The organism is Nocardia sp. FBN12 (genome assembly GCF_054031145.1).
Window position 1 is genome coordinate 2,457,420 of record NZ_CM132926.1, and the last position, 25,086, is coordinate 2,482,505.

Below are 25,086 nucleotides of genomic sequence, written 5' to 3' on the forward strand. Positions count from 1 at the left end.
GCAGCGCTGCCGGTGTTGTGCGCTGATACCGGGTACACGTCAGAAGACTCCTGCGATGGAACGAATATGGATAAACGTTCCACTAGGTCGCAGGATCTGTCAATCATTGCCTGCAATTCTCCTGAACATTGCCCAAATCGGCTTTACCGTCGGTAATGCTGTGCTAGAACTCCTGGCAGAACAACGATGTCCTAGGAGTGCTCATGTCTTCTCCCACCCGAACCGCCGCTCTCTCCCGACGCCCCGGCTCCCTGAAGCGGCTGGTCCTGGCCGCGATGCTGGCCGGGGCCGCCGCCGCAGGCACACCCGCCTCCGCGCACGCCGCACCGCAATACCCCGTCCCCTACGGGCTGATTCCCGGAATCGTCCATTTCGTCGACCGGGCCTCTCCGCCCGGAGCCAACGACTGGAACTGCCGCCCGAGCGTCGAACACCCGGAGCCGGTTGTCCTGGTTCACGGTCTCACCGCCACGATGGCCGCCAATTGGACGACCCTCTCGCCGCTGCTGGCAAACAACGGCTACTGCGTGTTCGCCCTGAACTACGGGCTCGACCCGGACGCACCGCTGCCGTTGAATCTGATTCCGGGCACCAAGTCGATGCGGGAATCCTCGGCCGAGGAGCTTGCGCCGTTCGTGGATCGCGTGCTCGCCGCCACCGGGGCGCAGAAGGTCGATCTGGTCGGCCACTCGGAAGGGACCGTGATGCCGCGCTGGTACATCAAGTACCTGGGCGGGGCGGACAAGGTCGCCAAGTCGGTGAATCTGACCCCGCTCAACGACGGCACCAGAGCCGGCGGACAGGCACTGATCGCCCGCGCCCTCGACGCACTCGGAGTATGGGACGACCTCCAACTCCGTGCCGAGGCATTCGGATTCGGCGCGAGTCTGCAGATGACGAGCGGCTCCGACTACCTCGACGCGGTGAACTCCGGCAACGCTTACCCCGCCGATATCGCCTACACCTTCATCATGACCCGCTGGGATCAGGTGGTGGCTCCGCATACCAGCGGCATGGGACCGGCGGCCCCGAACGTCACCAATATCGTCGTCCAGGACCAGTGCCCGCTGGCGATATTCGAACACGCGGGCGCGGCCTCGGATCCGGTTGTCGCACAGCACGTTCTCAACGCGCTCGATCCGGCCGACCACGTACCCGTGAACTGCTTCGCCCACCCCCGCAACGGCTGACGGTAGTCTGCTGCATCATGACCAGGTCCGATCCGGAGCCGGCCGAGCCCCGGCCGCGCCGCCGATCCACGGCGGTGCGGCCGTCCGACGACACGCTGCTCGACGGAGTTCTGTCGGTATTCGCCACGCTCGGCTTCGACGACGTCACCATGGAGCAGCTGGCCGTCGCGGCCGAAACCTCCAAACCGACGCTGTACGCGCATTTCGGAACCAAGGAGCAGCTCTTCGACGCGTGTGTGCGCCGTGAGGCGTCGCGCCTGCTCGAGTGGATGCGGGAAAGCTACCGGCGCGCACAGGGTTTCGATCTCGACCGGCACGTCGCGACCACGACGCGCGCGCTGTTCGACTTCGCCGCCACCCACGCCGAGGGCTTCCACGTGCTGTTCGGGGCGCCGACGGCGGGGCGTTCACACGAAGTGCGGGCCGCCACGATCCGATCGGTGACCGACACCGTCGCCGAATTGATCCGGCACGAATACGGTGGCGCCGACCTGGAGTGGGGCGCAAGCGCCGATTTCTGCGCGGCGGCGATCACCGATATCGGCGTGCGTGGCGTGCAGCAAGCGCTCGCACAAGACCTCGACTTCACGGCGGCCGCGAATCTGACGATCTCGATCATCGTCGCGGCGATGCGCCACCTCGACCCCGCTGCTGTGCGAGCCGTCGATGCCGACGCCGAACCCGCTGCACCGTCGCGCCCTGCTGAGCCGACTGCGCCGACCGCCGACCGAACTCCGCCACAGCCCTCCCCCGCAACCCCTCGCAATGACGTGCTCGATACGGCGATCCGCATGTTCCTCCGCGGCGAACGGCTCGAATTGCACGCGGTGGCCACCGAGCTCGGAATCAGCCGTACCACGATCTACCGCCGATTCGGCACCAGAGAAGACCTGCTCGGCGTCGTCATCGCCCGCCAGTTCGAACACGTGATCACCACCATCGACAGCCGCTGCACCAGCCGCGGCGCCCACCGTATCTCCGAGATCTTCGATCGGACGCTACGCCGCTTGGCCGCCGACCCGGCGCTGCGCACCTATCTCCAGAACGAAGCACCGGCCGCCCTCCGCCTCGTCACGCAGACAGACGGACCGGTCCACCGCGGCAGCGTTCGGCTGGTCGAACGGCTCATCCAGCGCGCCCAGGAACAGGACGGATATCGACCGCCGATCGACCGAACCACTTTGGCTTTCGCCCTCGTGCGACTCGGCGAGAGCTTTCTCTACAGCAACGCTGTCGCTGATGTCGAAGGCGACATCGACCACCTCCTGCAAGTGCAGACGACCCTGCTCGGCGTCGCCGCCCCGGTTGGCGGTCCGTGAGTTCAGACCGCTTCGCTCGTGGGACGGGCGGGTGAGTCCTTCCGGCCGCGCGGCGCATCGAGTGCGGTGAAAGCCGCCGCGGCGAGGATCATCAGCGCCGACACGAGCAGGGCCACGTCGAGGCCGTGATGGAAGGCGACCTTGCCGGTGTTGAGGACCTCGGACACCTTCGACAGATACTTCAGATACGGGCCGATGTCGACGCCCTCGGGTATCTTGCCGAGTTCCACGGCTTGGATGGCGTCGGGCTGGAGTGACGTCGGCAGACCCAACTCGTTCATCCGCGCCTTCAGGTCCGCGGAGAGGAATCCGCTCACCAGCGCACCGAGCACCGCCACGCCGAAGGCCGAGCCGACCTGGCGCATCGTGTTGGTCACGGCGGCGGCCATTCCCGAGTGTTCGGCAGGGACACCCGACATCACCGCCGAGGTCAGCGGGACCACCGCGATGCCGAAGCCGAAACCCGCCACCCCCATCGCGGCCGCGATCGACGGGTCGTGCAGTTCACCGGACAACATGTAGCGGGTCAGCAGGATCCCGCCCGCACCGACGACACAACCGAGGATCATGGGGGCACGGGCTCCGCGCCGCCCCACCCACCAGCCCGCGACCAGTGACCCGATCACGATCGTGGCGGCCATCGGGGCGAAGATCGCCGCGGTACGCGCACCCGAATACGACTGCATCACTTGCAGATACAGCGCGGTGAAGAAGAAGATCGAGAAGATTCCGAAGTAGACGGCGAAGGCGACCACCAGCGCACTGCGCACCGCGGGCAGTCGCAGGTAGCGGAAGTCGAGCATGGGTGCGCGTGCTCGCGTTTCGACGGCGACGAAGGCGGCCAGCGCCACGGCACCGAACACGAACAGCGCGAGCACCGCGGGCGCGGCGTAGCCCTGATCCTGACCGAGGATCGCGGCATAGATCACCGAGCCGAAGGCCGCCGCGCCGAGCACGGCACCGGCCCAGTCGATCGGCTCGGGACGTGGGTCGGCGCTTTCGGGGATCGACCACAGCGCGGCGACCAGCGCCACCGCGGCGATCACCAGGTTGAACCAGAAGATCGAGCGCCAGCCGTACGCGTGGACCAGCACGCCACCCAGCACCGGCCCCGCCGCGAGCGCGAGACCCGACACCGCCGCCCACACGCCGATCGCCTTGGCGCGAGCGCGATCATCCGGGAAAACGTGGCGCAGCACCGACAGGGTCCCCGGCTCCGACGCCGCGGCCCCCAGGCCCATGATCGCGCGCCCGGCGATGAGCACCGCGACGCTGCTCGCCAGCGCCGAAACCACCGACCCCACGCCGAAGATCACCAGCCCGACGATCATCACCCGCTTGCGTCCCCACCGGTCGCCGAGCGATCCGCCCGCCAGCATCAGCCCGGCGAAGACGACGGTGTAGGCGTTGACCACCCACTGCAGCATGGTCACATCGGCACTCAGATCGCGCCGGATATCCCCCAGCGCCACACTCACGACCGTGGTGTCGAGGAACGTCACGAACACCACTACAGCAACGGCCGTCAGAGCGATGCGCGGACGCGCCGCCCCGCCCGGCGCTTTGTCCATCGGTATCACCGGGCACACGCTACTGGTGGGTTCACCGGCGCGCCAGACGTAAGCCGACCACCGCCAGGTGAACGCTCGCCCAACGAATTCGGTCCGCGAATATGCGAGACTGGGATGGTGAGCGATGCCGGTGCGGGCACTTATGTCGAGGCGGGCGAGTTTCGCCGCGACACCAACTACATCACCACGCGGATCACCGCCGATGGCCGTGACGGCTACTCCGTCGAGCCCGGTTGGTACCGGCTCGTCGCGGCGAGAGCCTGTCCTTGGGCCAATCGCACGTTGATCGTGCGCAGGCTGCTCGGGCTGGAATCGGTGTTGTCGCTCGGACTGTGCGGGCCCACGCATGACAAGCTCAGCTGGACTTTCGATCTGGATCCCGGCGAGGTCGATCCGGTCCTCGGCATTCCTCGGCTGCGCGATGCCTATCTGGCGCGGTTCCCGGACTATCCGCGCGGGATCACCGTGCCCGCGGTGGTCGACATCGCGACCGGACAGGTCGTCACCAACGACTACGCGCAGATGACCCTCGATTTCTCGACCGAATGGACCGCCTACCACCGGCCGGGAGCGCCGCGGCTGTATCCCGAATCGCTGCGCGGACAGATCGACGAGATCAACCGAGAAGTGTTCCGCGACATCAACAACGGCGTCTACCGGTGCGGTTTCGCCGGTGATCAAGCGGCCTACAACGCTGCCTACGTCCGGCTCTTCGCGGCGCTGGACCGACTCACCGTACGGCTGCGTGGCCAGCGCTACCTCGTCGGCGACACCATCACCGAGGCCGACGTGCGGCTGTTCACCACGCTGGTCCGGTTCGACCCCGTGTATCACGGTCATTTCAAATGCAACCGCACCAAACTCAGCGAGATGCCGGTGCTGTGGGCTTACGCTCGCGACCTGTTCCAGACCCCCGGCTTCGGCGACACCATCGACTTCGGCCAGATCAAAGAGCATTACTACGTCGTGCACCGCGACATCAACCCCACCGGAATCATCCCGGCGGGTCCTGACCTGTCGAATTGGCTGACCCCGCACCACCGCGAGGAACTGGGTGGCCGCCCATTCGGCGACGGCACACCGCCACCACCGCCGTTGCCCGCCGAACAGGTTCCCGCGATCGACTGACGCAGTACAGCGGGTAATCGGTCGAGGTGCCTTCGGAGTCCTGCGGCAACGCACTCATCAAAGCCCCACCGCGCGTTCGCATCTGATTCTCGAACTCCGCGCGATCCTCAGCCGCCGGCCGGTTGCAGGACACGCAGGATGGGGTCGTAGGCCCAGTTCAGCATGCGTGCCGCGTCGTCGCGCGCCGCGGCGCTGCTGTGGTCGGAACTGTGCAGCACCACGCCGATCAGCGGGATGCCCGCGCGCACCGTCTCGAACAGCAGGCAGTGGCCCGCGGCGTTGGTGTTGCCGGTTTTGATCCCGATGGTGCCGGGATACTCATCGAACATCCGGTTCGTTGTTTCCCAGTGGTGCTCGCGGTTGGCGGGTCCGGCGGGCACGTGGAAGTTTCTCGAACCGACGATCTCGCGGAACACCGGCAGGTTCATCGCGCGCACGCCCAGTGCCACGAGATCCGCCGGGGTGGAATAGGTGGAGTGATCGGTGGGGTACGGCATACCGGCCGGGTCACTGAAATGCGTTCCCGCCAAGCCCATCACGCGCGCGGTGTCGTTCATTCTGGCGAGGAAACCGCCCTGACCGGGGCCGAACGACTCGGCGACGGTGTAGGCGGCGTCGCAGCCGGACGGCAGGAGCAGCGCGTACAGCAATTGCCGGGCCGTGAGCACCTCGCCGGGAACCAGCCCCGCGGTGCTGCCGTTCTCCCTGGCGCAGTAGGCGCCTGCCTCCTGCGGCACCGTCACGGGCCGCTCGAGGTCGCCGGAGACGATCACGACCACTGCCGTCATCACCTTCGCGATACTGGCGATCGGGACCGGGGTGTTCGCCTCCCGTGACCACACCACCGTCCCGGTCAGCCCCTCCGCCAACGCCGCACCCGACGCCTGCACCCCGTCCGGCCCCGCGGCCGCCCACGGCAGCAGACCATCAGCACTCCCGGTGGGCGCGGCCGCCGCAACGCCGTGACCAGCAGCGACGATCAGAACCCCAGCAGTGACGGCATGCAACGTCTTCACGAGTGTCCGCATGGCGACATTCTGGCGCACAATTTCGCCGACCTGCGGGATTGAACCGCCGACATTCGGCAGAACCCTCGATTTCGGCCAACTATTGAGGAGGGACTGGTGGCTCCAGCCCACCGCGTCGAGGTCGCTACTCATCAGTGCGCCTCAGTCGTCGAACACGGCCACCCCTACTGTGGCGCGAGAATCTCGACGTAGCCGTCGGTGCCGTTCACCCGGATGCGCTGGCCGTCGCGGATCAGGTCGGTGGCGTGTTCGACGCCGACCACGGCGGGGAGGCCGTATTCGCGGGCGATCACCGCGCCGTGGGTCATCAGGCCGCCGACTTCGGTGACAAGGCCCGCGATGCCGACGAACAGTGGCGTCCAGCTCGGGTCGGTATAGGCGGTGACCAGGATGTCACCGGATTCGAGCGTGGCCTCGGCGATGTCGGCGAGCACACGGGCGCGGCCTTCGATCGTCCCGGCCGACACCGCCATACCGGGCAGTGCGCCGGCGGGCAGGTCTTCGCGACGGTACGCGCCGGTCAGGGCCTCGCCGTCGGAGGTGAGCACGCGCGGCGCGGTGAGGTGCTGATACGAGCGGAAGGCGTCTTTTCGTTCGTCGACGAGTGTCTGGTCCGCTCGCTGTGCGCGAACGAGCTCGTGCAGTTCATCGAACCGCAGGTAGTAGATGTCGTGGGGTTCGCTGAGCACACCGGCTTGCACCAGTCGTTCGGCCTCGCGGAGCAATGCCTGTTTGTAGACGAAGTAGCGGCTGACCATGCCGTACTTCGGGTACTCACGATATCCGGCGAACGTGCGGACGCGCGCGATCAATCGCTCGGTCTCGGCGGCTTTCTCGTCCCCGTCATGGAGTGCGCGCAGGCGTTGCAGGATTCGTTGTTTCTGCTGCTCGGCGTCACGTAGCCCGTCTTGGAAGCGCTGTGTGCCCGCGCCCGGCCCGAAGTTCTCGATATTGCCGAGGATTGCCGGCACGAGGGTGGCCGGGCTTTCGCTCCACCGCGGCCTGGTGATGTCGATTTCACCCGCGCAACGCATTCCGTATTTGTCGAGAAAGTCTTCGATCGCGGTCCGGACCTCGCCGGGACAGCCGGTCGACTCGTTCAGGACATCGTCGTCCTCGATCTGCTCCAGGTAGGCCACCATCTCGGGGTGCGGGCGGATCGCGTCGGCGACGTCCAACAGGGCCAGGCCCATTTCCGCAGTCACGTTACCGGGGATCGACTGACTGAGCGCGTCGGCGGCGTTCTTCTCCCCCAGCCATTCCCGGAGCCGATCGTTGAGCTGTTCCGTGGCGTCCATCGCGGCCATGATCACCTGTAAACCCCGCGGCGCGAACAGGACCCGCCGTAGCTCGCCTTCGATATCGGACCGGATGAAATCGAGCAGCGCCGGCCCGGACAGGTCGCCGATGTCACGCTGCAGCGCCGCGAGCGAAGCCTCGCTCTCGGCGATCAATTCGGTGACGATGCCGGGATCGGTCTCGATCGGCACCGGCGCGTTGCCCGACGACGCGGACGGTGCGCCCGAATCATCTTCTGGCACTTGATGAACGAAGCCGGCGCGGTCGAGCACGGTCCGCAGGGCGTCGCCCATCAGCGGATCGGACTTGCCGAGTCCGGCTGCCAGGGCGGCGCCGGTGGCGGGCGAGGACACCATCGCGGTGACGTCGACGAACAATCGCCCGCCCGCGTCGCGCATGGGCGCATTGCTCGTCAGCTGCCAGACCGAGATCCCCAGCGGCTTCATCGCGTCGGTCATCATCTGCTGATGGCCGACCGACACGTAGACGTGGTTCTGCCCGTCGGTGGCCACGGGAATCGGGAACAGGGTGGTGATCGGCCTGCTCTGGACGATGCGGAACTCGGTACCGTCGCAACACCATTCGATGTCCTGTGGGCGACCGAAATGCGCTTCGATGCGGCGGCCGAGTTGCGCGAGTCGCAGCACCTCGGCATCGGCGAGCACCGGCTCGTTGCGTCGCTCCGGTGCGATCTCGCACACCCGCGTGCCGCCCGTCGACATCGGCTCGATGGCGATCTTCTTCGTGGCGATCACCTTGGTGAGGATCTGGTCGGCACGAACCTGGTAGACGTCGGCGTTCACGAGTCCGGAGACGAGCGCCTCCCCCAGACCGAAACCGGCGTCGATGGAGACGACGGTCCGGTCGGAGGTGACCGGATCGGCCGTCATCATGATGCCCGCGGCGCGCGCGAAAACCATCCGCTGCACGACGACACCCATCTGAATCTTCTTCTGGTCGATGCCATTTCGCAGCCGGTAGGTGACGGCCCGTTCGGTGAACAGCGAACCCCAGCACCGGCGTACCTGCTCGAGGATCGCCGCCGATCCCACCACATTCAGGTAGGTGTCCTGCTGCCCCGCGAACGACGCGGTCGGCATGTCCTCGGCCGTCGCACTCGACCGCACGGCGTACGCGCCGTCGATACCGAGCCGAGCGTGCGCGGCGAGGATCGCGGCCGCCACCTCGTCAGGAATCACCAACTCCTCGACCGTGCGCCGCAGCTCCGCGCTCAGTGCGGAAATCCCCGCCCGATCCCCCGGCTCGAGCCGCGACAACTCCTCGATCCGCTCATCGAGCGCCGCCGCCACCGTCCGCGCGAATGCCGCCGTCGTCACACAGAATCCCGCAGGCACCTCGACACCACCGACGCGCGACAGCTCACCGAGGTTCGCTCCTTTGCCCCCCACGACCGCGACCTGCGCGGAATCGACCTCCCCGAACCCGAGTACATAAGCCATCCCGCTGCTCCTCACCTGGTGGTTTCGGTCTTTCGCGAGCGATTATGGACCACGAATCAATCTCTCATGATGGCCCGGAATCGTGTATACAGTGAAGGGGGAAGCACCTCGTAGCTGGTCATCTGCCGATCTGTGTCACCCTTCGGGCTGTGGTCGGGCGCCCACGTGCATTCGTTCATCGTGTTTGCCGAAGAGGCTGAGTATTTCAGCCGCCGGCTGCGCCGGACCGGTGGCGGGAGCCGCGCTCACCTCCGTCTGCGTGATCAGAGCAGTCCTCGCGGCGGCGGCTGTCCCGCTGATCCGGCTCGACAGCACCTGGCAGACCCGCGGGTAGCCCCGTCCGGTGCGGCGCGCGCGTCTACTCGACCGCAGTTGCCGGGTCGACGGCCCGGTTCGGGAACGAATGGTGTTCGTGGGCGATCACCCATCGTGTGCCTTCCTTGCGCAGGCCGAGGGTGAGGCGCAGACGGGTATCCGGTTCCGCGGCAAGCTCTTCCGGTGAGCCGCACCGGAGCAGGGCGTGCGCGAAGGCGACGTCGGCGCCGGCTCGCACCTCCAGTTCGACGATGTCGAAGGCCGCGCCGCCCGCGAGCCAGGTGAAGAACGGTGGCCACGTCCGGCGGTAGGCGTCGATGCCGCGGACGCCGTTCTGCGGTGGCGGTACGTCGAACATGACGATGTCGGCGGTGTGATCGGCCAGCACGGCGTCGAGGTCACCGGCGCGGACGGCCGCGGCCCACTCGTGGATCAGGGTGCGGATCTGGGCTTCAGCATGCGACATGACGGTCTCCTTCGGTGTGCCGAGCTCGGCGCTCGGCAGGTGGGGATATCCCACTACCGGTATGACCCCGCGATAGGTGCCGAAGTAATCGTCGGGCGGGAAATCAGCCGGCTACGGCGGCGGGCAGTGCGAATCGGCGAAACAGTGCCGGGTCGAGGAACGACACCACCTCGGTGATCGCGCCGTCACGCACTGTCAGCACGTCGAGCGCCACCGCGGCGAACACCGAGCGCTCGGCATCCCAGCCGTAGGTGCCGAACGCGGGTTGGCCGTTCGCCACGGTCGGCAGAAAGCGCCAGCGCCAGTGCAATGGGCCTGCCACCAGAAAGTCCCGGATCGCGGCGTGCCCGGCATACCATTCGGGCCGCGGTGGCATCGCGTATCGGGCGTCGGCGGCGAGCAGCGCGACGATGCCGGCCACATCGGCATCCTCCCAGGCAGCGGCATAGCGCTCGCCGAGTCGACGAACGTCCTGATCGTCGGGCGCCTGCGACGGTGTGCTCCCTTCGAGGCGGGTGCGGGCGCGTTGCAAGGCGCTGTTGGCCGAGGCGACGGTCACGTCGAGCAGCTCGGCGGTCTCACTCGCGGTGAATCCGAGAACATCGCGCAGCAGCAACGCACCGCGCTGCACCCCCGGCAGTTGCCCGACCATCGCCACGAACGCCAATTCCACCGACTCGCGCGCCGTATAGCGGGCTTCCGGTCCGGGCTCACCCACGCCGATGCCTGGATACGGTTCGAGCCAGACCCGTTCGGCCGCAGGCGAATCCGGTGCGGTGTCCATCGGGAGTTCGCGTCGGCCGCGCCGGTCGAGCATGGTCAGGCAGCGATTGGTGGCGATCTTGTACAGCCACGGCCGGAACTTGCGCGGATCGACAAGATTCTCGCGTGAGAGCCACGCGCGCAGCAACGCTTCCTGCAGCGCGTCGTCGGCGTCGTGGACCGAGCCGAGGAATCGGTAGCAGTGCACGTGCAATTCCGCGCGCAGCGGGCCGACGAGACGGTCGAACTCGGCGCGAGCGGAGGCGGAATCATCGACGCTGCCCACCCTCCCGATCATTGCACAGCCGCCCGTCCGGCATCGGTGGCAAACCCGAACCGCTGTCGGCTCCCGGTCCGCCGGTACTCCGATCCGTGTCGAATCGCGAGGGTTGCTGCTTTGTGGGACAACAGATCTCGACCACCGAGAGGCCGCCTGACGGGCCGCCCTGTTCATGTTGCCGACAGATTGCGGATGCCGAAGTTTTCACTTCCCGGGCCGATCCGAGCCGCCTGCGACCTCGAATAAGTGACAGATCAGCAAGTAGGCAGCATCCACCGGCACTGCCCGTGAGGACACTATGGCCACCGAGAATCACTGCGATTCCCCGCTCGCGCCGACTCCAGTCGAGAGCGAGCGTCCCATCGCCCCGGCACCGCCCTCGTGGGCCGCCCCTGCCCTGCTCCTCTCGATCCTGATGCTCGGCCTCGACCTGGTGGCGTTGATTCCGCTCGGCGCGTGGATGCGCGACTACGGCATCGGCCCGGTGTGCTCGGCCTATCTCGTGCACGTACTCGCGTCCACCGCACTGGCGGCCTGGACCGTGAGCCGACTGCCGATTCTCGCGCTGGATACCGACGAGCAGGACTAGGGCGAACTGCGCAACCCCGTTGCCGTCCGGCAAGAACGGCCCGACAGCCCTGCCGGGCATCGGGTGGGCGCCCGCTCGCGGAGCCGATTCTGAATTCTCGGCCAATTCCCGGTACAGCGCGCCTTCGGGCCTGTCGCCGACCGTGCGGTGATGGCACGATCGAGGTGTTGGCTGATCTACACGGAGCGGCGCTGCACCATGACCGAAACCCGCAGACCGGGCTCCTCCGGTGCCTCGCGAACGGTCGGCGGCGACCTGATGAATATCCGGCTCATTGTGCTGGCGTTGACAATCGCCGCGATCCAGCTGTTCGTGATCCCGCTGGTGTTGCTGCCGCGCGACATCGATGGGGGCTGGCTCCTGGTGCCGCTGGCGCTGACCACCACACCGTTCTGGTCGTTGATCCACGAGGCCGTGCACGGGTCGCTACTGCGGAATCGAACGCACAACGACCGGATCGGACGCGTTCTGGCAGTGGTGTACGGGTCACCGTTCGCGATGCTGAAAGTCGGCCACCTGCTGCACCATCGCTACAGCCGGGTCCGTGAGCGCAGCGAGATCTATGATCCGGCGAAAACCAGCAGGCAGCGCGCGGCTGTCCCGTTCTATCTCACGCTGTTCGGCGGCCTCTACCTGCTCGAGGTGATCGCGCTGCTGCTCGCGGCGCTGCCCGAACGCGCCATTCGCGCGCTGGGACGCCGCGCGGAGGCACCCGATTCGATCGGCGGTCTGGTGCTCGAACGCGTCGCCCGGCCGGTGGTGCTGGGGAAATTCCGCACCGATGCCGCCGCGATCATCGTCGTCCACACCGCCGCGTTCCTCGCCTACGGCGCCCACGGCTGGATGCTGCTCGCCGCGCTCGGCGCCCGCGCGCTCATCATCTCGCTCTCCGACAACGCCTACCACTATGGCACCGACCTCGAATCACCCAGGGCAGCAATGAATCTGCGCCTACCCCGGATCCTCGAACGTTTCGCTCTCAACTTCACCCTGCACGACGTGCACCACCGCCACCCCGGCCTGCGCTGGTACGAACTGCGCTCCCGATTCGACGCCGAGGGCGGCCGCTACCACCTGGGCTGGTTCAGCGCCGTCGCCCGCCAGCTCCGCGGACCGATCGAACTGACCTGATCTCGCCGGGTCGAACGGTCAGCCGCCATGACGCTGGTCGTCGTCAGCGCAGACTGGCGACGAGAAGCCGGACACTGTCGCAGGACTGGACGAGTCGGGCGCCCTGTTCGTCTCGGTCGGCGGCGGCGACCCAGCGAGAAGCGTCGACGAGCGCACCGTTGAGCAGTACCGCCAGTGCTGACGGCGACACCGACGAGGAGAGCAGCCCCACGCTCCGGCACCGGTCGATCAGCGCGGCGATCGAGGCGATGCAGACCGCCGTGGCGGCCGCCGAGTCCTGCGGCAGCACCGAGGGCGCGTCCTGGAACAGGATCTGCTGCACGTCGGTTCGCTGAGTGAGCTCGATGTAGGCCACGCTGCGGTGGGCCAGCTCATCGAGCGGATCGGCGGCGCGTTGGCCGATCTCCTCGAGCTGGGCATCGATCTCGGCATCGACGGCCGCCACCACAGCGGCGAACAAGCCGGTCTTGCCGCCGAAGTGGTGATACAGCGCCCCGCGCGTCAGACCCGCCGAGGCGGTCAGCTCGTCCATCGAGGTCGCGGCGTATCCGACGGTGCCGAAGTGTTCCCGCGCAGCATCCAGTAGCAGTCGGCGGGTCTCGTCGAGCATCTGCGCGCGCGATCGCCTGGTCATGACACCACCATAATTGACATACGCGGCGTATGCCAATTACGTTTCATTTGCATACGCACCGTATGTGAATGAATGCATGTGTGCCGCACCGACAGTGAGGACCTGCCATGTTCCACCGTTACCGAACCCTGTTCGCCAGACCCGGCACAGCGCCCATGATTTTTGCCGGAGTGCTGGCGCGCATGCCGCTGTCGATGGTGGGGGTCGGCGTGATCGCGACGATCGCCCAGACCCACGGCAGCTACACCCTCGCCGGTGCGGTCGCCGCCGTCTACGCGCTCGCCGCGGCGGTGGCCACTCCGCAGGTCGCGCGTCTGATCGACCGGTATGGGCAAGGTCGGGTGGTCCTGCCGGTGGCCCTGTCGAGCGCCGCCGCGATCACTGCCCTGGTAGTGACCTCTGTTGTCGGTGGACCGGATCTCCTACTGTTCGTGTTCGCGCTCCTCGCCGGGATAACCCCGAGCGCCCCGGCCCTGGTGCGGTCCCGGTGGAGTCATCTCCTCGACGACGCGCAGGACGTGCACACCGCGTACTCGTGGGAGACCGTCCTCGACGAAGTGTCGTTCATCCTGGGTCCGCCGGTGGCGATCGGGCTCAGCGTGGCGATCTTCCCGCAGGCGGGTCTGCTGGCCGCGGCGATATCGCTGCTCGCCGGGACCATCTGGTTGACCCGGCAGCGGACCACCGAACCCCCGGTCGCCACCTCGGATCCCGGCGACCGCGGCTCGTCCGCGTTGCGCGTGCTGACGCATCCGACGGTCGCCGCGGTCGTGGCCGTCATGACCGCGATGGGCGTGATCATCGGCACCGTCGACGTGGTGTCGGTGGCGTTCGCCGAACATCAGGGCGACACCGCGCTGGCAAGCGTGGTCCTGTCGGTCTACGCGGCGGGGTCGTGCCTGTCCGGGTTCGTCTTCGGCGCCCGGACCCTCACCTGGCCACTGGGTCGGCTGTTGCGGATCGGCTTGGTCGCCACCGGTCTGACCACCGTGCCGCTGCTGTTCGTCTCCTCGATCGCCGGCCTGTCCGTCGCGGTGTTCTTCGCCGGCGCGTTCTTCGCGCCCACCATGATCATGGCGGCTCAACTCATCGAACGGAACACGCCCGCGGCCTCGCTCACCGAGGCGTTGACCTGGTCCACCGCGGGTCTCGGGCTCGGCACCGCGATCGGGCCCGCCGTCGCCGGACCGATCATCGACACCTATGGCGCCGACAACGGCTTCTCGGTCGCGGTCACCGCGGGTGTGGTTCTGCTGCTGCTCGCCGCCGCGACCCGCCGTGCGCTCAGCCAACATTCGCCCGCGCCGATCCCGGAAAATCCATACACCCCCGCACGCCGGGTGCACAAGGTCGACCGCGCCCCCGAAGTGGTCAACGTAGGTCGAGGTCAGTGACGGTTTCGGGGCCGAGGGCGATGCGGGCGTGCCAGGTCGGCGGCTCCCACGGGTCCGGCTTCCCGCCCTGATAGTGGGCCTCGAGGTCGATGTAGCGGGCACCGTTCACCTCGGCGGCGACGAACCGGTAGTCGTACCAGGTGAGGGTCGATCCGGTCGGCACGTGAAGTTCGGTGCTGTCGCTGGTGCCGCTCGCGTCCTCGATATCCGCTCTGCGCTCGAGGTCGCGGATCAGAATCGGTACCGCGGCATAGAGTTCCAGGCTGGTGGCGGCGGTGAATCGGTCGGCCGGGTACGGGCCGTTCCAGGTTGCCGGATCGGCGAGCATCACGTCCTGAATCGGTTCGACGACAACGCGATTCGCCGGTGAAGCCGATTCCGCTGTGCTGCAACCGGATTGACCGCGCAGCAGCGCGTTCGGTGTCACGAAGACCGAGGTGGGTTGCCCGGTCCCCGGTGCCGCACCGGTCGACCAGTGGGGGCGGGTGTCCTCGTCTTGCCGGGACAGCAGCTCGATAACGGTGGCCACTTCGTGGCCGTCGATCGTCGCGCACAGCACCCGCCCGTAGCCGCCGACACCCAAGGGGCGCTGCGTCAGTGGCGTAGGGAACGGCCAACCGGTCGGGGCGGGCAGTGGTTCGCCGTCCTCCGGTGCCGCGGGCTGGAATGTGAGGTCGATGGCGGTCGGCGTGTACGGCGCACGCCGCTGCTCGGTGAGCTGTTCGTCGTCGGGCAAGGCGCGTAGGCGATCGAGCACGTCGGCCAACCTGCGCACCTCACCGTTGCCGGATCGCGACCCGGTCTCGGTGTCCAGGCCATAGACCGACACGCCGACCGGCCCATCGAAGTTCGCGTACACCGACGTGGTCGGCTGGTCCGTCGGCGGCGAGAACTCCTCGTAATGGACGTCGTTGAACGACAGGTCGTCGAACCACGTACGAACCTGTTCGATACCTTCCCCGGTGAGCCGCGCCCAGTAGACACCGAACAGGCTCTGCTCGGCGCCGTCGTCGACATCGGTGAAAACCGTACCGTCACGGCGCAATTCGAAGAACGGTACGCGCCGACTTCCCACTTGCCGGACATCCAGGAACCCCGGCGACTCGCCGACGGACACCAGCACATCCGCATCTCGCGCGGCAGGTGGGTCGCTCTCGCCACGGCCGAACAGCGTGCACGCGCACAGCAACGACATCGCGCTGAACATCGCACCGAGAACAACGGACCGCCGGGCCATATCCGAGCCTAACGCAGCCGTCGTAGCGATATCGCCGCCCGGGCTCGTAGGCTGGCGCTATGGCACACGACTCCGATCAGCCCGTGGACATCAAGCCGCGCTCGCGCGATGTCACCGACGGACTCGAGAAAACTGCCGCTCGCGGCATGCTTCGCGCGGTGGGGATGGGTGACGAGGACTGGGTCAAGCCGCAGATCGGCGTGGCCTCCAGCTGGAACGAGATCACCCCGTGCAATCTCTCGCTCGACCGGCTGGCCAAGGCGGTCAAACGCGGCGTCCACGCCGGCGGTGGCTACCCACTCGAGTTCGGCACGATCTCGGTGTCGGACGGGATCTCGATGGGGCACGAGGGGATGCACTTCTCGCTGGTCAGCCGCGAGATCATCGCCGATTCGGTCGAGACCGTGATGATGGCGGAACGCCTCGACGGTTCGGTACTGCTCGCAGGCTGCGACAAGAGCCTGCCGGGCATGCTGATGGCCGCCGCGCGCCTCGATCTGGCGAGCGTCTTCCTCTACGCGGGCTCGACCTTGCCGGGCAATATCGACGGCAAGGACGTCACCATCATCGACGCTTTCGAGGCCGTCGGCGCCTGTATCAAGGGCCTGATCACCCCGGCGGAGGTCGATCGCATCGAGCGGGCGATCTGCCCGGGTGAAGGCGCGTGTGGCGGCATGTACACGGCCAACACCATGGCCTCGGCCGCCGAGGCTCTCGGCATGAGCCTGCCGGGATCGGCTGCCCCGCCTGCCCCGGATCGTCGCCGCGACGACTACGCCGAGAAGTCCGGCGAGGCTGTCGTCGGGCTGCTGCGCAAGGGGATCACGGCCCGCGACATCATGACGATGGAGGCGTTCGAGAACGCCATCACCGTCGTCATGGCGCTCGGCGGGTCGACCAACGCCGTACTGCATCTGCTGGCCATCGCGCGCGAGGCCGGTGTCGGCCTCACCCTCGCCGACTTCAACCGGGTCGGTGACAAAGTGCCGCACCTGGGCGATCTCAAACCGTTCGGCCGCTACGTGATGAACGATGTCGACAAGGTCGGCGGCATCCCGGTCGTGATGAAAGCCCTGTTGGACGCGGGTCTCATGCACGGCGACGTCATGACCGTCACCGGCGCGACCATGGCCGAGAACCTCGCCCATATCGAACTCGGCCTCGACGGTGATGTCATCCGGCGCCTCGATCGGCCGATCCACCGCACGGGCGGACTCACCATCCTGCACGGCTCGCTCGCACCCGAAGGCGCCGTGGTGAAGAGCGCCGGTTTCGACTCCGACGTCTTCCGCGGCACGGCGCGGGTGTTCGACGGGGAACGGGCGGCGATGAACGCACTCGAGGACGGCACGATCGTGGCGGGCGATGTGGTCGTCATCCGCAACGAGGGCCCCAAGGGCGGCCCCGGCATGCGCGAGATGCTCGCCATCACCGGCGCGATCAAGGGCGCAGGTCTCGGCAAGGATGTCCTGCTGCTCACCGACGGCCGATTCTCCGGCGGCACAACAGGTTTGTGTGTCGGGCATGTCGCGCCCGAAGCCGTGGACGGCGGGCCGATCGCCTTCGTCCGCGACGGCGATCCGATCGTGCTCGACGTCGCCAATCGCGTCCTCGACGTCGAGATCGACGAGAACGAACTCGCCGCGCGCAAGGTCGGCTGGGAGCCGCTGCCACCCCGGTACACCTCGGGCGTGCTGTCGAAGTACCGCAAGCTCGTCAGCTCGGCTGCGCACGGCGCCGTCACCGGCTGACCCGCTCGGCCAGGGCGATCGCGTCCGCGGGCACGGTCTCGGTGCGCGGCCCCGTCCACCAGCCTGGGCAAGACTGCTGCTGTCGATATCTCCCGCGACCGCGCGATGATCGCGGCCGCGCGAAAGCCGCGTCGGTTACCGCAATGTGGCGTCCGAGCAGAGAGGATGAACGGGCTGCGACACGCGAGCAGGCGTGCTGATGCGGAGGAGGACCCAGTCATGGAGCTCACGGCCGGTCACCGCGACCAACGGGTGTTGTTCTGTGTCGTCGCGGGAATGTCGCTCGCGTTCGTCCTGTTCGGGTTCCTTGCCGACCCGCCGGGGCAGGTACTGCGCGGCGTCGGTGACATCGTGTTCGCACGCGATCTGGTGATCACCGATTTCGTCGGTGTCGGTGGGCTCGGTGGGGCGTTCGTCCAAGCCGGACTGGTGTCCTTGGTGGCGTGTGCGATCTATCGGGTGACAGGTGCGCCGGTGGACGGGCCCGCGGTGGCGTGCCTGCTGCTGGTGCTCGGCACCGCGCTGTACGGCAAGACCCTGGTCAATATCTGGCCGATTCTGGCGGGTGTCGCCCTGTACGCCTGGGTTCGCGGTGATCGATTGGCCGACCACGTCTCCACCGCGTTCTTCGCCACAGCGCTGTCACCGATCTTCTCGGTGCTGGCTTTCGGCACGTCGCTGCCCACCTGGGCCGGACTCGTCCTCGGCGTGGCGACCTCGGTCCTGATCGGGTTCGTGATGCCGCCGGTCGCGCGCAGGCTCTTCGAGGCGCATGCCGGATTCACCCTCTACAACATGGGTTTCGTGGCCGGAGTGGTCGGCGCGGTGATCGTCTCGGTCTACCGTGCGTTCGGACTCGGGCCGCAACCGGAGATGGTGTGGACTTCCGGCCACGACACGCCGTTGCTGATCCTGCTTGCCGTCCTCCTGGTCGGCGTGCTCGCCGCCGCGTTCGTCGGTGACCGCACACCATGGCGCAACCTCGGTCGACTCCTGCGCAGCGACGGGCGGGCACCGTCGGACTTCCTCGCGAGCGACGGAGCGGGCGCGGTGCTGCTCAATATGGCCGTGATCGGCACGCTGGCAACGGCGTACGTCCTGGTCATCGGCGCGCCGCTCAACGGGCCCGTCGTGGCGGGAATTCTCAGCGTGGTCGGGTTCGGCGCGTGCGGAAAACACGCGCTCAACATCGTTCCGATCGTCGCCGGTGTCGCCTTGGCCGGACTGCTCAAGCCGTTCGAGCTGACCGATCCGGGGCTGATCTGGGCAGCGCTATACGGCACCTGTCTGGCGCCGATCGCCGGGCGGTTCGGCCCGCACTGGGGTGTGATCGCGGGCTTCTTCCACGCCTCGACCGCCCAGGTCACCGGTGCGCTGGTGGCAGGACTCAACCTCTACGGCAACGGGTTCGCCGCCGGCTTCGTCGCGGCCGTGGTTGCCCCGGTCGCGGCGTTCCTCGCGCACCCGCGGCGGGCCGCCGACACACCCGACACACCCGTCCCCGCGGCCTGAGGTCAGACCCGCCACGCCTGCCACAGCGAATTCATCTCGTCCTCGATCGTGTGCGCCGTCGCGCCGAGCACGCGGGCCAGCGCACCGGGTCCGGCGAGCGAGGTCGCGCGCGGCCCCGGCAGTACGGCGGGTCGACGCCCGAGCACGGCGACGGTTCCGACCACGCGCAGCCCGCCCAGCATGCCGGGCAAGTCGCGCGCTGCCGGGTCGGTGAGATCGAGTTCCTCGACGAGCAACGGCATTCCGGCGTGCGTGACGTGCTGACGAGAACGCAACGCACCACCGGTTTCGCCACTGCGACCGAGCACCAGCAGTTCCGACAGCACCGCGCACCCGCCTTCGGCGAGCGTGATGTCGACCTCGCGAGTGAGGTCGGCTCCCGTGGCGATGACGAGCGGAGCGGCGAGCCAACTCAGGGTCGCGCCCTCGGCCACCGTGGCGCGCGCAGACCAACTCGCTTGCCCACCGCGCGCGTTGTACGCGACGGTGCCGGAGGGTTCGACGAGGTCGAGATGGACACCGGGACCGACGGTGATGTCGAGTTCGAGCCGGTCGCCCGCCACGAGCATGCCGCAACGCCCGACCAGCGCGACCCGCGCGTGCCGTCCGTGCGTGTCCAGCAGGCGCGGAACGAGGTAGTCACCGGCGTCCAGCGCGACCGCGGCGACACCGGAACCACGGGGCTGCACCGAGATTCGTGTCGGGCGAGAGGCTACGCCGGTGACCGGTTCAGTGCACGTGGACGTGATTGTGGTCATGGTCGTGCTGGTCGGCGTGGATGTGCGGCGCCATCGGGCCAGGGTCCCCTGGAACCAAGGTGCCCGCACGGTAGGCGCTCAGCACGCCGAGCACCCAGTCGACGAGGACGTCGATGCTGGCCGGAACCCGTTGGCTCACCGCGATCACCGGCAGTCCACCACGGACGGCGGCGGCGTCACGCACCATCTGATCGGGATCGACCTCCACATGCGGCCCGAGATCGGTCTTGTTGATCACCAGCAGATCCGCGCGTTCGATCCCCGGCCCGCCTTTGCGGGCGACGTCTCCCCCGCCCGCGACATCGATACAGAACACCTGTGCGTCGACCAGGGCCGGGCTGAACGTGGCGGTGAGGTTGTCGCCGCCACTTTCGACCAGCACGAGATCCAAAGGCGCGAACTGCTTTTCGAGATCCTCGACCGCCAGCAGGTTGGGGGTCACGTCGTCGCGGATCGCAGTGTGCGGGCAGGCGCCGGTCTCCACCGCGACGATCCGTTCGACCGGCAGCACGCCCGCGGCACGCAGCAGTCGCGCGTCCTCGTCGGTGTAGATGTCGTTGGTGACCACTGCCATCTGCAAGTCGGCGGCCAGCCGTCGGCACAGGGTCGCGATCAGCGTGCTCTTGCCGGTTCCGACGGGCCCGGCCACCCCCAGACGCAGCGGCCGCATCGGTTGATCGGTCGTCTCAGGCATGGAAGATCCTCCTTTGTCGATGCGAATGTTCCAGCGACCACTGCTCGACCAGCGGTGCCGTGAGTACGGGCAGATCAGCCGTCCCCGTGACGGTGACGGCGAGCGCGCCGACGCGTTCGACGGCCTCACCCAGGTCGAGCACCCACCGGACCGGCTCGATCGGGTCGATGGGGATCAGCTTGGGCGCGGCGCACGCGGCGGTCTGCAGGTCGTCGTAGAGCGCGGTCCGCGCGGTCTGGATGTCGTCGAGTCCCGCGACCGCCGCGACGACGCCGAGGGCGACCGGTCGGCACGGTGCCGCCATCGCCGCCAGTGCGCCGATCGGCGGTGCGTCCGGCCACAGCCGCAGGGCGAGCCGCGAGAGACCACGGCCCAGTTGCGCCGATGCCGCCCGCAGTGCGGCGCTGGATGTCCGCGCGTCGTAGGCCGCCTGCAGCTGAGCCAGGTCGACGGTGATCTCGCCGACCGCGGCGCGCCGCGCGAGAACCGCGGTCGCCGCCTCGACCCGGCCCACGGTGTGCAGCCGGGCCCGCAGGTAGCGCGGGATCTCGGCCGGTGCGAGTCCGGCGCGCAACGCCGGTTCGAGCCCGGCGGAATGCGCGTGACCGCCGGTGGGCAGCCGCCCGTCGGCCAGCAGCAAGCCGGCCACACCGGTCAAAACAGCAGGTAGCGTTGGGCGAGCGGCAGTTCGATCGCGGGTTGCGGCTGCACCGGTGCGCCGTCGATCGAGACCACGAAGGTTTCCGCGTCGACCTCGATCCGGGGCAGCGTGTTGTTGCGCGGCAGGTCCTTCTTCCCGATCTCGCGGGTGGGACGGACCGCCGCCAACCTGCGCGTCAGACCGAGACGCTGAGCGAGGCCGGTGTCAAGGGCGATCGGCGCCACCCACGTCGTCGACAGGTGCGCGGCGGCCGCGCCGTGCGCGGCCAGCCCGGGACGCATCAGCACCGGTTGCGGCGTGGTGATCGACGCGCTCGGGTCACCGAGCGGCCCGGCGACGACGGCGCCCGCCTTGATGACCGCCTCGGGCCGGATCCCGAAGAACGCGGGCTTCCACAACACGAGATCGGCGATCTTGCCCGTCTCCACCGAGCCGACCTCGTGATCGACACCGTGCGCCACCGCCGGGCAGATCGTGTACTTGGCGACATAGCGGCGAGCGCGCTCGTTGTCGGCGGGCAGCGCCGAATCACCGCGGCCGAACCGGGTTTTCATCACGTGCGCGGTCTGCCAGGTGCGGCAGATCATCTCGCCGATCCGGCCCATCGCCTGGCCGTCGCTGGACATGATCGAGATGGCGCCGATGTCGTGCAGGACGTCCTCGGCGGCCATGGTGGTCGCGCGGATGCGTGATTCGGCGAACGCCAGATCCTCGGGCACTTTCGGATTGAGCGCGTGGCAGACGATCAGCATGTCCAGGTGCTCGTCGACGGTGTTGACCGTGTATGGCATCGTCGGATTCGTCGACGCGGGAAGCACATTCGGTTGACCGGCGAGCACCATGATGTCGGGTGCGTGACCGCCGCCCGCGCCTTCGGAATGGAACGCGTGGATGCCGCGGCCCCCGATCGCGTCGATCGTCTCCTGGACGTAGCCGGTTTCGTTGAGGCTGTCGCTGTGCAGGGCGACCTGCAGACCGAACTCGTCGGCCGCGCGCAGGGCGGCATCGATCACCGGCGGTGCGGCACCCCAGTCCTCGTGGATCTTGTATCCACCCGCTCCCGCCAGTGCGTCCTCGCGCAACGCTTGCCGGCCGGCGGTGCTGCCCTTGCCGAAAAGCAGGATATTGACCGGCAATTCGTCCAGCGCGCGGTGGATCATCGTCAACGCCCACGCCCCCGGAGTCACCGAGGTCGCCTTCGTGCCTTTCGTCGGGCCCGCGCCGCCGCCGATCATGGTGGTCGTGCCTGCCGCGATGCCCTCGCGCACCTCGATCTCGGAGAGGAAATGCACGTGGGTGTCCACTGCGCCCGCGGTCAGGATGTAGCCTTCCCCGGCGATGACATCGGTACTCGGCCCGATCTCCATCCCGGGATCTATACCGTCCATGATCTCGCTGTTGCCCGCCCGGCCGACCCCGGCGATGCGCCCGTCACGGATTCCGACGTCCGCTTTGACGATCCCCCAGTGGTCGAGCACGATCACGTTGGTCACCACCACATCGAGCGCGCCCTGCTCCCGGCTGACCCGCCCCTGCCCCATACCGTCGCGAATCGTCTTGCCGCCGCCGAAGACGACCGCGTCGTGACGGTTGGTGCGGTCCTGCTCGACCTCGATCCACACATCGGTGTCACCGAGCCGGATCTGATCGCCCGTGGTCGGCCCGAACAGCTGGGCGGATCGGTCCCGTGAGATCGCGTTCACCGCGCGTCCTTTCGGCCGAAGCTGCCACCGAACTGCCTGCACGTCACGGTGCGGCTCACGCCGGGTTCGAAACGGACAGAGGTGCCGGCCTGGATATCGAGGTGGTAGCCGGTGGTCACGGCACGGTCGAACGACAGCGCCGCATTCGCTTCCGGCAGATGGAGATGCGAACCGATCTGGATCGGTCGATCGCCCGTGTTCACCATCACCACACTGACCCGGGCCCGGCTGTTTTCATCCGGCAGCTTGTCGTCGCCGAATCGGTACTCGCCCGGAATCATTGGATCGGCTCGGTGATCGTGACGAGTTTGCGGCCGTCGGGAAAAGTCGCCTCGACCTGCACGTCACCGACCATTTCCGGAATGCCGTCCATGACATCGCCTCTGGTCAGCACCTGGCGCCCCGCGCTCATCACCTCCGCCACCGACCTGCCCTCACGAGCACGTTCGATCGCCCAGCACGACAGCAACGCCACCGTCTCGGGATAGTTGAGCTTCACGCCACGCTCGTGCCGATCGCGCGCGACCATACCGGCGACGCTGAGCAGCAGCTTTTCGGTATCCGAAGGATTCAATCGCATATCGAGCTGTTCCGATCTCTGGAGACCAACACCCACAACCTGCGTTCGGGCACTCTATCAACCGATGTCGGCTCCGCCGCCGACCTGAGCAGCGCGGCGGCCGGAACCGCGCCGGCCATCACCGCCCGCCGAGGCGCCCCACGCCGAACACGGCAGCCATCGCCGCGCCGCACGGCCACCTCGGTTCGGCGCTGAATCGGCTCCGCGGCCAACTACTCGACGAACACGAAGGCGGCGACCACGCGGAACTGGTAGAACCGGATCACACCCGAGGTGCGGATGAGGAGACGTCATGGCTACCGACCAGAGCTTGCTGCACCGTTTCGTCATCTCCCAGTTCGGGGCCGCCGGGCTGGATCGTGCGCAACTGATCCGCGACACCGGAGTCCCGGATTGGTCGATGACCGGCCACGATGTGCATCTGCCGAGTTCGACGTTCTCCCGGCTATGGGAGGTCGGCGAGCATCGCCTCGGCCCCGATGTCGCCCTGCAGGTCGCCCGGCGCTACGAGCTGTCCAGCCTCGGTCTCTACGACTACCTGTTCGCGTCCGCGCCCACGCTGGGCGCCGGGCTGGCCACCTGTGGTCCCTACATCACCGCGGTCACCACCAATCACCGGTTCGACCTGGTCGCCGAGACCGAGGGCGAATCCACCCTCTACCTCGAGATGCTCGATGGCGAAGGCCGGGGAAGAGACCACACCCAACTGTGGGGATTATCGGCGGTGCTGAGCCGCGCGCGCCGAGCCGTCGACCATCCGTTGAACCCGGTGCGCGTCTCGCTGCGCCAAGCCGCTCCCGCGCGCCTCGATGGTTTCCGCGCCGTATTCGGTTCCGCCACACTGGAATTCGACGCACCCACCGATTCGATGACCTTCCGCTCCGCGGATCTGGAGCTGCCCCTGACCACCGCGGATCCCGTACTCGCCGCGGTCTTACAGCCGCTGGCCGCCGCGCTGGCACCCCCGCCGACCCTCGCCTCGGCCTGGCCCGAGCGGGTGGCCGCCGCAGTGGACGAGGCCATCGAGGCCGGGGTCGCCTCGCTCGACAGCGTCGCCCGGATCCTCAACATCAGCCCTCGAACCCTGCAGCGGCGGCTGGCCGAATCGGGCACGACTTGGCGGGCCGAACTGGATCGCGCCCGCAGCGCCCGGTTGTCGCGAGCGGTGTCCGCGGGGTCGGTCAGCGGCACCAGGCAAGCCGAACTACTCGGTTACTCCGACGCGGGCTCGTTGCGTCGCGCGGCCCGGCGCTGGTCGGCGGGTACCCATCCGTTGGGGACCGTTACGTCCTGAGGTAGGTCGAGGCGATCTGCCAGAACATGTCCCGTTCCAACAAGCGGAAGTCCCACCCGTCGACGAGATCGCGGAACGCGGCGACGATTCCGGCTACGTCGAAATCGTCCCGGGTCGCGGTGCCCTTCGATTCCAACGCGGTAATCACGTAGACGGTGGCGCTCTCCCTCGTAACCGGCACCGCGCTCTCCCCTCGTTCACACTCCGACATTACGAACGTAAGTCTCGAATGACGTCGGTGCCACGACAAGAACAGAACGCGCCAACCTCGCGCCGAACACGCCAATCGGGCTACGCTAAGAGAGAGCACTGATCTCGCAATGGTCGGTG

General features: G+C 67.8%; 23 protein-coding genes. 9 read left to right on the plus strand and 14 right to left on the minus strand.

The window, feature by feature from the left end; all coding sequences use genetic code 11:
- Positions 1-203 precede the first annotated feature (203 nt).
- Positions 204-1,190: a lipase family alpha/beta hydrolase gene (locus ACWZHB_RS11920; protein WP_427907999.1), complete on the plus strand. Its 987-nt coding sequence runs from the start codon at positions 204-206 to the stop codon at positions 1,188-1,190.
- Positions 1,191-1,207: 17 nt separating this feature from the next.
- Entirely contained in the window at positions 1,208-2,509 is a 1,302-nt protein-coding gene (locus tag ACWZHB_RS11925; RefSeq protein WP_427908000.1) for a QsdR family transcriptional regulator, read from the plus strand.
- A gap of 2 nt (positions 2,510-2,511) precedes the next feature.
- Here the strand turns inward: ACWZHB_RS11925 and ACWZHB_RS11930 are convergent, their stop codons facing one another.
- Positions 2,512-4,080 (minus strand): MFS transporter, encoded by a 1,569-nt coding sequence (locus ACWZHB_RS11930; RefSeq protein ID WP_427908001.1) that lies wholly within the window; start codon positions 4,078-4,080, stop codon positions 2,512-2,514.
- A 117-nt stretch (positions 4,081-4,197) separates the two neighbouring features.
- Between ACWZHB_RS11930 and ACWZHB_RS11935 the strand changes: the two genes are divergently transcribed.
- Positions 4,198-5,208, plus strand: a complete 1,011-nt coding sequence (locus tag ACWZHB_RS11935; protein WP_427908002.1) for a glutathione S-transferase family protein — start codon at positions 4,198-4,200, stop codon at positions 5,206-5,208.
- 107 nt (positions 5,209-5,315) lie between these two features.
- Here ACWZHB_RS11935 and ACWZHB_RS11940 read toward each other — a convergent pair whose 3' ends face one another.
- From ACWZHB_RS11940 to ACWZHB_RS11955, 4 genes are all read right to left on the minus strand, one after another.
- On the minus strand, positions 5,316-6,236 hold the full coding sequence (locus ACWZHB_RS11940) for a D-alanyl-D-alanine carboxypeptidase family protein (protein ID WP_427908003.1): 921 nt from the start codon (positions 6,234-6,236) through the stop codon (positions 5,316-5,318).
- A gap of 164 nt (positions 6,237-6,400) precedes the next feature.
- Positions 6,401-8,995 carry a rifamycin-inactivating phosphotransferase gene (gene rph, locus ACWZHB_RS11945; protein ID WP_427908004.1) on the minus strand — a complete coding sequence of 865 codons (2,595 nt, stop codon included), beginning with the start codon at positions 8,993-8,995 and terminating at the stop codon, positions 6,401-6,403.
- 358 nt (positions 8,996-9,353) lie between these two features.
- Complete coding sequence (locus ACWZHB_RS11950; protein WP_427908005.1) at positions 9,354-9,776, minus strand: YybH family protein; 423 nt, start codon at positions 9,774-9,776, stop codon at positions 9,354-9,356.
- 103 nt (positions 9,777-9,879) lie between these two features.
- Positions 9,880-10,824 (minus strand): RNA polymerase subunit sigma-70, encoded by a 945-nt coding sequence (locus tag ACWZHB_RS11955; RefSeq protein WP_427908006.1) that lies wholly within the window; start codon positions 10,822-10,824, stop codon positions 9,880-9,882.
- A 292-nt stretch (positions 10,825-11,116) separates the two neighbouring features.
- Between ACWZHB_RS11955 and ACWZHB_RS11960 the strand changes: the two genes are divergently transcribed.
- Positions 11,117-11,407 carry a hypothetical protein gene (locus tag ACWZHB_RS11960; RefSeq protein ID WP_427908007.1) on the plus strand — a complete coding sequence of 97 codons (291 nt, stop codon included), beginning with the start codon at positions 11,117-11,119 and terminating at the stop codon, positions 11,405-11,407.
- Positions 11,408-11,557: 150 nt separating this feature from the next.
- Positions 11,558-12,538: a fatty acid desaturase family protein gene (locus tag ACWZHB_RS11965; protein WP_427908008.1), complete on the plus strand. Its 981-nt coding sequence runs from the start codon at positions 11,558-11,560 to the stop codon at positions 12,536-12,538.
- Between the two features lie 43 nt (positions 12,539-12,581).
- On the opposite strand, the gene ACWZHB_RS11970 is transcribed toward ACWZHB_RS11965, so the two are convergent.
- A complete protein-coding gene (locus tag ACWZHB_RS11970; RefSeq protein ID WP_427908009.1) occupies positions 12,582-13,172 on the minus strand; it encodes a TetR/AcrR family transcriptional regulator in 591 nt (196 codons plus the stop codon).
- A 107-nt stretch (positions 13,173-13,279) separates the two neighbouring features.
- Between ACWZHB_RS11970 and ACWZHB_RS11975 the strand changes: the two genes are divergently transcribed.
- On the plus strand, positions 13,280-14,566 hold the full coding sequence (locus ACWZHB_RS11975) for an MFS transporter (protein WP_427908010.1): 1,287 nt from the start codon (positions 13,280-13,282) through the stop codon (positions 14,564-14,566).
- On the opposite strand, the gene ACWZHB_RS11980 is transcribed toward ACWZHB_RS11975, so the two are convergent.
- Positions 14,544-15,803, minus strand: coding sequence for a hypothetical protein (locus tag ACWZHB_RS11980; protein ID WP_427908011.1), 1,260 nt, complete (start codon positions 15,801-15,803; stop codon positions 14,544-14,546). The two genes, ACWZHB_RS11975 and ACWZHB_RS11980, sit on opposite strands and share 23 nt — an antisense overlap.
- A gap of 59 nt (positions 15,804-15,862) precedes the next feature.
- Between ACWZHB_RS11980 and ilvD the strand changes: the two genes are divergently transcribed.
- A complete protein-coding gene (ilvD, locus tag ACWZHB_RS11985; RefSeq protein WP_427908012.1) occupies positions 15,863-17,554 on the plus strand; it encodes a dihydroxy-acid dehydratase in 1,692 nt (563 codons plus the stop codon).
- 219 nt (positions 17,555-17,773) lie between these two features.
- On the plus strand, positions 17,774-19,066 hold the full coding sequence (locus ACWZHB_RS11990) for a DUF1576 domain-containing protein (RefSeq protein ID WP_427908013.1): 1,293 nt from the start codon (positions 17,774-17,776) through the stop codon (positions 19,064-19,066).
- Positions 19,067-19,068: 2 nt separating this feature from the next.
- On the opposite strand, the gene ACWZHB_RS11995 is transcribed toward ACWZHB_RS11990, so the two are convergent.
- The 6 genes from ACWZHB_RS11995 to ACWZHB_RS12020 are packed head-to-tail and all read right to left on the minus strand — an operon-like array spanning position 19,069 to position 23,462.
- Positions 19,069-19,755 carry an urease accessory protein UreD gene (locus ACWZHB_RS11995; RefSeq protein ID WP_427908014.1) on the minus strand — a complete coding sequence of 229 codons (687 nt, stop codon included), beginning with the start codon at positions 19,753-19,755 and terminating at the stop codon, positions 19,069-19,071.
- Between the two features lie 40 nt (positions 19,756-19,795).
- The gene (gene ureG, locus ACWZHB_RS12000; RefSeq protein WP_427908015.1) at positions 19,796-20,518 is read right to left on the minus strand and encodes an urease accessory protein UreG; all 723 of its coding nucleotides are present in this window, start codon (positions 20,516-20,518) and stop codon (positions 19,796-19,798) included.
- Positions 20,511-21,167: an urease accessory protein UreF gene (locus ACWZHB_RS12005; protein WP_427909143.1), complete on the minus strand. Its 657-nt coding sequence runs from the start codon at positions 21,165-21,167 to the stop codon at positions 20,511-20,513. Before ACWZHB_RS12005 ends, ureG begins: the two co-directional genes overlap by 8 nt.
- Before the next feature lie 5 nt (positions 21,168-21,172).
- Positions 21,173-22,882 (minus strand): urease subunit alpha, encoded by a 1,710-nt coding sequence (locus ACWZHB_RS12010; protein WP_427908016.1) that lies wholly within the window; start codon positions 22,880-22,882, stop codon positions 21,173-21,175.
- Entirely contained in the window at positions 22,879-23,163 is a 285-nt protein-coding gene (gene ureB / locus ACWZHB_RS12015; protein WP_427908017.1) for an urease subunit beta, read from the minus strand. Before ureB ends, ACWZHB_RS12010 begins: the two co-directional genes overlap by 4 nt.
- A complete protein-coding gene (locus ACWZHB_RS12020; protein WP_427908018.1) occupies positions 23,160-23,462 on the minus strand; it encodes an urease subunit gamma in 303 nt (100 codons plus the stop codon). The genes ureB and ACWZHB_RS12020 overlap by 4 nt, the downstream gene beginning before the upstream one ends.
- A gap of 292 nt (positions 23,463-23,754) precedes the next feature.
- Between ACWZHB_RS12020 and ACWZHB_RS12025 the strand changes: the two genes are divergently transcribed.
- The gene (locus ACWZHB_RS12025; RefSeq protein ID WP_427908019.1) at positions 23,755-24,756 is read left to right on the plus strand and encodes an AraC family transcriptional regulator; all 1,002 of its coding nucleotides are present in this window, start codon (positions 23,755-23,757) and stop codon (positions 24,754-24,756) included.
- Here ACWZHB_RS12025 and ACWZHB_RS12030 read toward each other — a convergent pair.
- A complete protein-coding gene (locus ACWZHB_RS12030) occupies positions 24,746-24,937 on the minus strand; it encodes a hypothetical protein (RefSeq protein ID WP_427908020.1) in 192 nt (63 codons plus the stop codon). The genes ACWZHB_RS12025 and ACWZHB_RS12030 overlap by 11 nt on opposite strands.
- Between the last annotated feature and the right edge of the window lie 149 nt (positions 24,938-25,086).